This window comes from Geomonas sp. (assembly GCF_035254065.1).
Classification (GTDB): domain Bacteria; phylum Desulfobacterota; class Desulfuromonadia; order Geobacterales; family Geobacteraceae; genus Geomonas.
Genome location: NZ_DATFBA010000109.1, coordinates 1 through 6,317, shown reverse-complemented (window position 1 = coordinate 6,317; position 6,317 = coordinate 1). Strand labels below are relative to the sequence as shown.

Below are 6,317 nucleotides of genomic sequence, written 5' to 3'. Positions count from 1 at the left end.
CAGCACGTTCTGCCCCAGGGCGAGCTCCCCCATGTCGGTGGAGGGGCCGTCGGCTATGATGTCCCCCGCCTTCACGTGATCGCCCACCTTGACCACGGGGCGCTGGTTGATGCAGGTGTTCTGGTTGGACCTGGCGAACTTGATCAGGTTGTAGATGTCGACGCCGGTGCCGGTCGCATCGTACTGGTCCTCGTCGATCTTCACCACGATGCGCGAGGCATCGACCGACTCGACCACGCCGTTGTGGCGCGCCACCGAGGAGACCCCGGAGTCGCGTGCCACGACCCGCTCCATGCCGGTCCCGACCAGGGGGGAATCGGCGCGCAGCAAAGGCACGGCCTGGCGCTGCATGTTGGAACCCATGAGTGCGCGGTTCGCGTCGTCGTTTTCCAGGAACGGGATGAGCGATGCCGCGACGGAGACCAGCTGCATCGGCGCCACGTCCATGAGCTCCAGCTCGTCGCGACCCACCAGGACGAACTCGCCGCTCTTTCTGGCCGAGATGTAGTCGGCCGCGAAGCGCCCGGTTGCATCGACCTCGGCGTTGGCCTGGGCGATGGCATGCCCCTCCTCCTCCAGAGCCGAGAAGAAGCGGACCTCGTCGGTCACCCTGCCCTCCTTCACCACGCGGTACGGCGTCTCGACGAAGCCGTGCTCGTTGATACGGGCGTAGGTGGAGAGCGACGCGATCAGGCCGATGTTCGGACCCTCAGGGGTTTCGATCGGGCAGACGCGGCCGTAGTGGGTCGGATGCACGTCGCGCACCTCGAAGCCCGCGCGCTCGCGGGTGAGACCCCCGGGTCCCAGGGCCGAGAGACGACGCTTGTGCGTGACCTCGGAGAGCGGGTTCGTCTGGTCCATGAACTGGGAGAGCTGCGAGGAACCGAAGAACTCCTTCACTACCGCGGAAACCGGCTTGGAGTTGATCAGGTCGTGCGGCATCAGGTTCTCGACTTCCTGGAGGCTCATGCGCTCCTTGATGGCGCGCTCCATCCTGACGAGACCGATGCGGTACTGGTTCTCGAGGAGCTCGCCCACGGCGCGCACGCGGCGGTTGCCGAGGTGGTCGATGTCGTCGATGTTACCCTTGCCGTTTTTCAGCTCGATCAGGTAGCGCACCACCTCGAGGATGTCCTCGCGGGTGAGCGTCATGCAGTCAAGCGGTACGTCCACGCCCAGCTTGTAGTTGAGCTTCAGACGGCCGACCGCGGAGAGGTCGTAGCGCTCGGCGTTGAAGAAGAGGTTCTCGAACAGCACCAGCGCGCTCTTTAGGGTCGGCGGATCGCCCGGACGCAGACGGCGGTAGATCTCGATGAGCGCCTCGTCGGTAGAACCGATCTTGTCGATCAGGATGGTGTCCCTAAGCGAAGAGGTCACGTGCAGGTTGTCGATGAAGAGCACCTGGAAGGAGGTGATCCCCTTGGCGACGATCTCCTCGAGCTTCGCCTGGGTCAGCTCCTCGTTGCACTCCACCAGGATCTCGCCGGTAGCCGGGTCGAAGATGTCGTGGGAGGCAACCTTGCCTACCACCTCTTCCTCGGCGATGGGGATCTCCTTGATGCCGTGCTCGGCCATCTTCCTGAGAGCGGCCTTGGTGAACTTGCGGTTCGCCTTCAGGATCACCTCGGCGGTGGCGGGATCGACGATGTCCGCAGTCGCCTTCTGGCTGGAGAGGAGTTCCGCGTCGACCACCTTGGTCATGGCGCCGTTCTCGCCGATCTTGATCTCCTCGGACTTGTAGAAGTAGTTCAAGAGGGCGTCGTTGGAGTAGCCGAGACCTTTCAGCAGCACGGTGGCCGGCATCTTGCGACGGCGGTCGATGCGCACGTAAAGGATATCTTTATGGTCGAATTCAAAGTCGAGCCACGAACCGCGGTAGGGGATTACGCGGGCGGAGTAGAGCACCTTGCCGCTGGAGTGGGTCTTCCCTTTGTCGTGATCGTAGAACACGCCCGGGGAGCGGTGCAGCTGGCTGACGATTACGCGCTCGGTCCCGTTGATGATGAAGGTACCATTCTCCGTCATCAGGGGAATCTCGCCGAAATAGACCTCCTGCTCCTTGATGTCACGGATCGATCGGGTACCGGGGTCCTTGGCGACATCCCAAACAACCAGCCTCACCTTCACCTTCATCGGGGCGGCAAACGTCATCCCGCGCTGGTGGCACTCTTCCACGTCGTACTTCGGCGCGCCCAGCGAATACGAAACGTACTCGAGCGAGGCGGTGTCGCTGAAGTCTTTGATAGGGAAGACGCTCTTGAACACGGCCTCCAGGCCGGAGTTCTTGCGTGCGTCTACAGGCGTGTCGAGTTGGAGGAATCTCTTGTAGGAATTCTTCTGGATGTCGATGAGGTTCGGTATATCGATGATCTTGTGGATCTTGGCGAAGTTCTTGCGCAACAGGGGGTTATTCGCGATTGAATAAGCCATATCTTCTCCTTTGGTGAACGCCTTGGAAGACCTTCACCCCCTTGAATATCCTGCTGGTTTGTGGCGGCGGCCGGTGCGGGGTGAAGCGGCCTCAAACTAAAATAGAACAGCCAAGGCCGCAAAATGCGACCTTGGCTAGGATAAAGATCGGCGTCTTTATACTTATTTCACTTCCACTTCTGCACCAGCTTCTACCAGCTGCTTCTGAGCGTCGGCAGCTTCTTCTTTGGAGATGCCAGTCTTTACCGGCTGCGGAGCGCCGTCGACCAGGTCTTTGGCTTCTTTCAGGCCCAGGCTGGTCAGAGCGCGGACAACCTTGATGACGGCGATTTTGTTGGCGCCGGCATTTTTCAGGATGACGTCGAACTCGGTCTTCTCTTCAGCAGCTTCAGCCGGGCCAGCAGCCGGGCCGGCAGCAGCAACGGCAACCGGAGCAGCGGCGGAAACGCCGAATTTCTCTTCCAGCTCTTTCACGAAGCCGGCGAGTTCCAGGACGGTCATGTTCTCGATAAAGCTGACAACTTCTTCTTTGGTGATAGCCATTTTCTTATTCCTCCAGAATATTTTAGATGGTTCGGTTTAGTCAATAGGGTCGTAAGAACGACCGTTTCCTTAGGCTGCTTTCTGTGCCCTGATGCCGTCCAGTACGCGGACGAAGCCGCCCGGGACTGCAGCAAGAACGCGGACGAAGTTGCTGGTCGGTGCCTGGATGCTGCCCAGCATGCGGGCAAGCAGCACTTCGCGGCTCGGCAGTTCGGCCAGTGCCTGGATCTCGGCGACGTTGATGGTCTTACCGGTCAGGACGCCAGCTTTCAGGGTGAACGGGTTGCCGGCTTCCTTGGCGAACTTCGAGAGCACCTTGGCAGCCGCGACGGGATCGTCATAGCTCAAGGCAACCGCGGTCGGACCGGACAGCACCGAAGCGATGCCTTCTTTGTCGGTCCCCTTGGAAGCGATCTCGAGCAGGGTGTTCTTGACGACCTTGTACTCGACGCCGGCCTTCCTGAGCTCGCTACGGAGCTGTTCGGCCTGGCCCACGGTCATGCCACGGAAATCCGCGGCAAAGATCGCCTGGGCACGCTGCAGCTTGTCGTGCATTTCGGCAACAACAGCTTGTTTGTTTTCCTTATTCAAGCGCTTTCCTCCTTTCTTTTGGTATACGGGTACGAAACCCCGCCAAAGTCAGGAAGTTGCGGGAAGATTCCTGCAACACCTTTTGCCAGTCTCGGTTGGCCGCCTAAGCGATTAAGCACCCTCCGCAGTTTTGTCGGGCGCACCCACTGTCTTTGACTTTGGCTTTTGAAGCTATATGAAGCAGAACGCGGATCAGGTCAGGGAGAGCGATGTTTCGTTCTAGCTGCGGTCCGCGTTCTTGTAGTTGCTGCTGTTATTTCAGGACGGAGGCGATGTCGGTCATGTCGATGTTGACGCCCGGGCCCATGGTGGAGGAGACGGAGACCTTCTTCATGTAGGTCCCTTTGGCGGCAGCCGGCTTGGCCTTCTGCAGGGCCTCGACCAGGGCAACCACGTTCTCCCTCAGGGTCTGTACGTCGAAGGAGATCTTGCCCACCGGAGCGTGCACGATGCCTGCCTTCTCGACGCGGAACTCGACCTTACCGGACTTGCACTCCTTGATGGCGCGAGCCAGGTCGAAGGTGACGGTGCCGACTTTCGGGTTCGGCATCAGGCCGCGGGGGCCGAGGAGCTTACCGATCTTGCCGACCACGCCCATCATGTCGGGGGTAGCGATGGCGGTATCGAAGTCGAACCAGCCGCCCTGGATCTTGGCGACCAGGTCGTCAGCGCCCACGTAATCGGCACCGGCGTCGCGGGCCTCCTTCTCTTTCTCGCCCTTGGCGAACACGAGCACGCGGACTTCCTTGCCCAGACCGTTGGGGAGCACTACCGCGCCGCGGACCATCTGGTCGGCGTGGCGGGGATCAACGCCCAGCTTCACTGCCACGTCGACGGTCTCGTCGAACTTGGCGAAGGAGGCGCTCTTCACGAGCTCCAGGCCGTCGGTCAGCGGATAGGTCTTGCTCCTATCAACCTTGGCAAGAGCTTCCTTAAGCTTTTTAGTGGTAGCCATTCTATTAACCCTCTCTTTACTTAAGCTATTTCAACGCCCATGCTGCGCGCGGTACCTTCGATGGTCTTCATGGCAGCCTCGAGGCTGGCCGCATTGAGGTCCGGCATCTTCTTGGTGGCGATCTCGCGCACCTGGTCCTTGGTCAGCTTGCCGACCTTGGTCTTGTTGGGGACCGCGGAACCGCTCTGGATGCCAAGGGCCTTCTTGATGAGGACCGGAGCCGGCGGGGTCTTGGTGATGAAGGTGAAGGACCTGTCTGCGTAGACGGTGATCACGACCGGGGTGATGGTCCCCTCGTCGGCCTGGGTCTTGGCGTTGAACGCCTTGCAGAATTCCATGATGTTAACGCCGTGCTGACCGAGCGCCGGACCGATCGGGGGAGAGGGATTCGCCTTCCCAGCGGGTACCTGCAGCTTGATATAACCGGTAATTTTCTTGGCCATTTTCCTACTCCTTTGATCTTTCCTGAAACTGCCTGATGCTGCTATTTCTGTCAGCGGGTTGCCCTACTGCTTTTCTACCTGCATGAACTCCAGCTCGACCGGGGTGGCGCGTCCGAAGATGCTGACCATGACCCGAAGCTTCCCTTTGTCGGGCTTGACGTCTTCCACCACGCCGGAGAAGTTCAGGAAGGGGCCGTCGATGACGCGCACCGTCTCGCCCACCTCGAAGAGCACCTTGGGACGGGGCTTCTCGGCGCCCTCTTCCATACGCTTGGTGATCTTGTTTACTTCCTCGTCCGGGATCGGGAACGGGTTGTTGCCACCCACGAAGCCGGTCACCTTGGCGGTCTCCTTGACCACATGCCAGGTGTCGTCGTTCAGCTCCATGTTGACCAGGATGTAACCAGGGAAGAACTTCCTGGACGAAGTTTTCTTCTCCCCCTTCTTAAGCTCTACCACGGTTTCGCACGGGATCAGGATTTCGCCGAAGAACTCTTCCATCTCAAGGTTCTTGATGCGCTCGGCAAGCGAGAGCCTGACCTTGTTTTCAAATCCTGAGTAGGTGTGAACACCGTACCATTTAAGTGCCATGTGGAAAGTCCTCTAGCGGAGTATCGACCGGATGATCTTTGCAAGGACTGCGTCGCAGGCGCCAAGATAAAGTGAGACGATGACAATGATGACAACTACAACTTGGGCTGTGGCGAAGGTTTCCTTGCGCGTAGGCCAGGTCACCTTGGCGAGTTCCGCCTGCACATCCTCAAAAAAGCTCTTGGTTTTCGCGAGCACGTGTCACCCCACTGATGCAGAATTATAAAATAAAATGGCAGGCCAGGAGGGATTCGAACCCCCAACACCCGGTTTTGGAGACCGGTGCTCTAGCCGTTAGAGCTACTGGCCTGCGGCGGGGGCTTCATCAAAGTACGAAGCCCCAAACTTTATTATTTAGTTTCTTTGTGAGGAGTGTGCTTCTTGCAGAAACGGCAGTACTTGGAGAACTCGAGTTTCTGCGGGGTGTTCTTCTTGTTCTTGGTGGTCGTATAGTTACGCTGTTTGCACTCGGTGCAACCAAGGGTGATGATATCTCTAGGCATCGTTTTGTCCTTTCCAACTTCAGTCTACAGCTAATGGACTACCAAAAGACTCGACAGCCGGTCCCCGGTGAAGGGGAACCGGCTGTCGAATGCTTAAATTACTCGATGATGGAGCTGACCACGCCTGCGCCGACGGTGCGGCCGCCTTCGCGGATTGCGAAGCGGAGACCTTCGTCCATGGCGATCGGGGTGATCAGGTTGACGGTGATGGCGACGTTGTCGCCCGGCATCACCATCTCGGTGCCGGCTTCCAGGTCAACC

9 protein-coding genes and 1 tRNA gene are annotated in these 6,317 nt (G+C 59.1%); all 10 read right to left on the bottom strand.

Features of this window, described 5'->3' with window-relative positions; translation table 11 throughout:
• On the bottom strand, positions 1 to 2,430 hold a 2,430-nt coding region (gene rpoB, locus VJ604_RS05655), incomplete at its 3' end, for a DNA-directed RNA polymerase subunit beta (RefSeq protein WP_324080500.1).
• A gap of 162 nt (positions 2,431 to 2,592) precedes the next feature.
• Positions 2,593 to 2,973, bottom strand: coding sequence for a 50S ribosomal protein L7/L12 (rplL, locus tag VJ604_RS05650; RefSeq protein ID WP_324080493.1), 381 nt, complete (start codon positions 2,971 to 2,973; stop codon positions 2,593 to 2,595).
• Between the two features lie 69 nt (positions 2,974 to 3,042).
• On the bottom strand, positions 3,043 to 3,564 hold the full coding sequence (gene rplJ, locus VJ604_RS05645) for a 50S ribosomal protein L10 (protein WP_324080490.1): 522 nt from the start codon (positions 3,562 to 3,564) through the stop codon (positions 3,043 to 3,045).
• A 253-nt stretch (positions 3,565 to 3,817) separates the two neighbouring features.
• Positions 3,818 to 4,519 (bottom strand): 50S ribosomal protein L1, encoded by a 702-nt coding sequence (gene rplA, locus VJ604_RS05640; protein WP_324080487.1) that lies wholly within the window; start codon positions 4,517 to 4,519, stop codon positions 3,818 to 3,820.
• Positions 4,520 to 4,539: 20 nt separating this feature from the next.
• Positions 4,540 to 4,962: a 50S ribosomal protein L11 gene (gene rplK / locus VJ604_RS05635; protein WP_324080485.1), complete on the bottom strand. Its 423-nt coding sequence runs from the start codon at positions 4,960 to 4,962 to the stop codon at positions 4,540 to 4,542.
• 63 nt (positions 4,963 to 5,025) lie between these two features.
• A complete protein-coding gene (gene nusG, locus VJ604_RS05630) occupies positions 5,026 to 5,553 on the bottom strand; it encodes a transcription termination/antitermination protein NusG (protein ID WP_324080480.1) in 528 nt (175 codons plus the stop codon).
• 12 nt (positions 5,554 to 5,565) lie between these two features.
• Positions 5,566 to 5,751 carry a preprotein translocase subunit SecE gene (gene secE, locus VJ604_RS05625; RefSeq protein ID WP_324080478.1) on the bottom strand — a complete coding sequence of 62 codons (186 nt, stop codon included), beginning with the start codon at positions 5,749 to 5,751 and terminating at the stop codon, positions 5,566 to 5,568.
• A gap of 35 nt (positions 5,752 to 5,786) precedes the next feature.
• Positions 5,787 to 5,863 (bottom strand) — tRNA-Trp (locus VJ604_RS05620).
• Between the two features lie 40 nt (positions 5,864 to 5,903).
• Complete coding sequence (gene rpmG / locus VJ604_RS05615; protein WP_324080473.1) at positions 5,904 to 6,056, bottom strand: 50S ribosomal protein L33; 153 nt, start codon at positions 6,054 to 6,056, stop codon at positions 5,904 to 5,906.
• Between the two features lie 98 nt (positions 6,057 to 6,154).
• On the bottom strand, positions 6,155 to 6,317 hold a 163-nt coding region (locus VJ604_RS05610; protein WP_518517904.1), incomplete at its 5' end, for an EF-Tu C-terminal domain-related protein.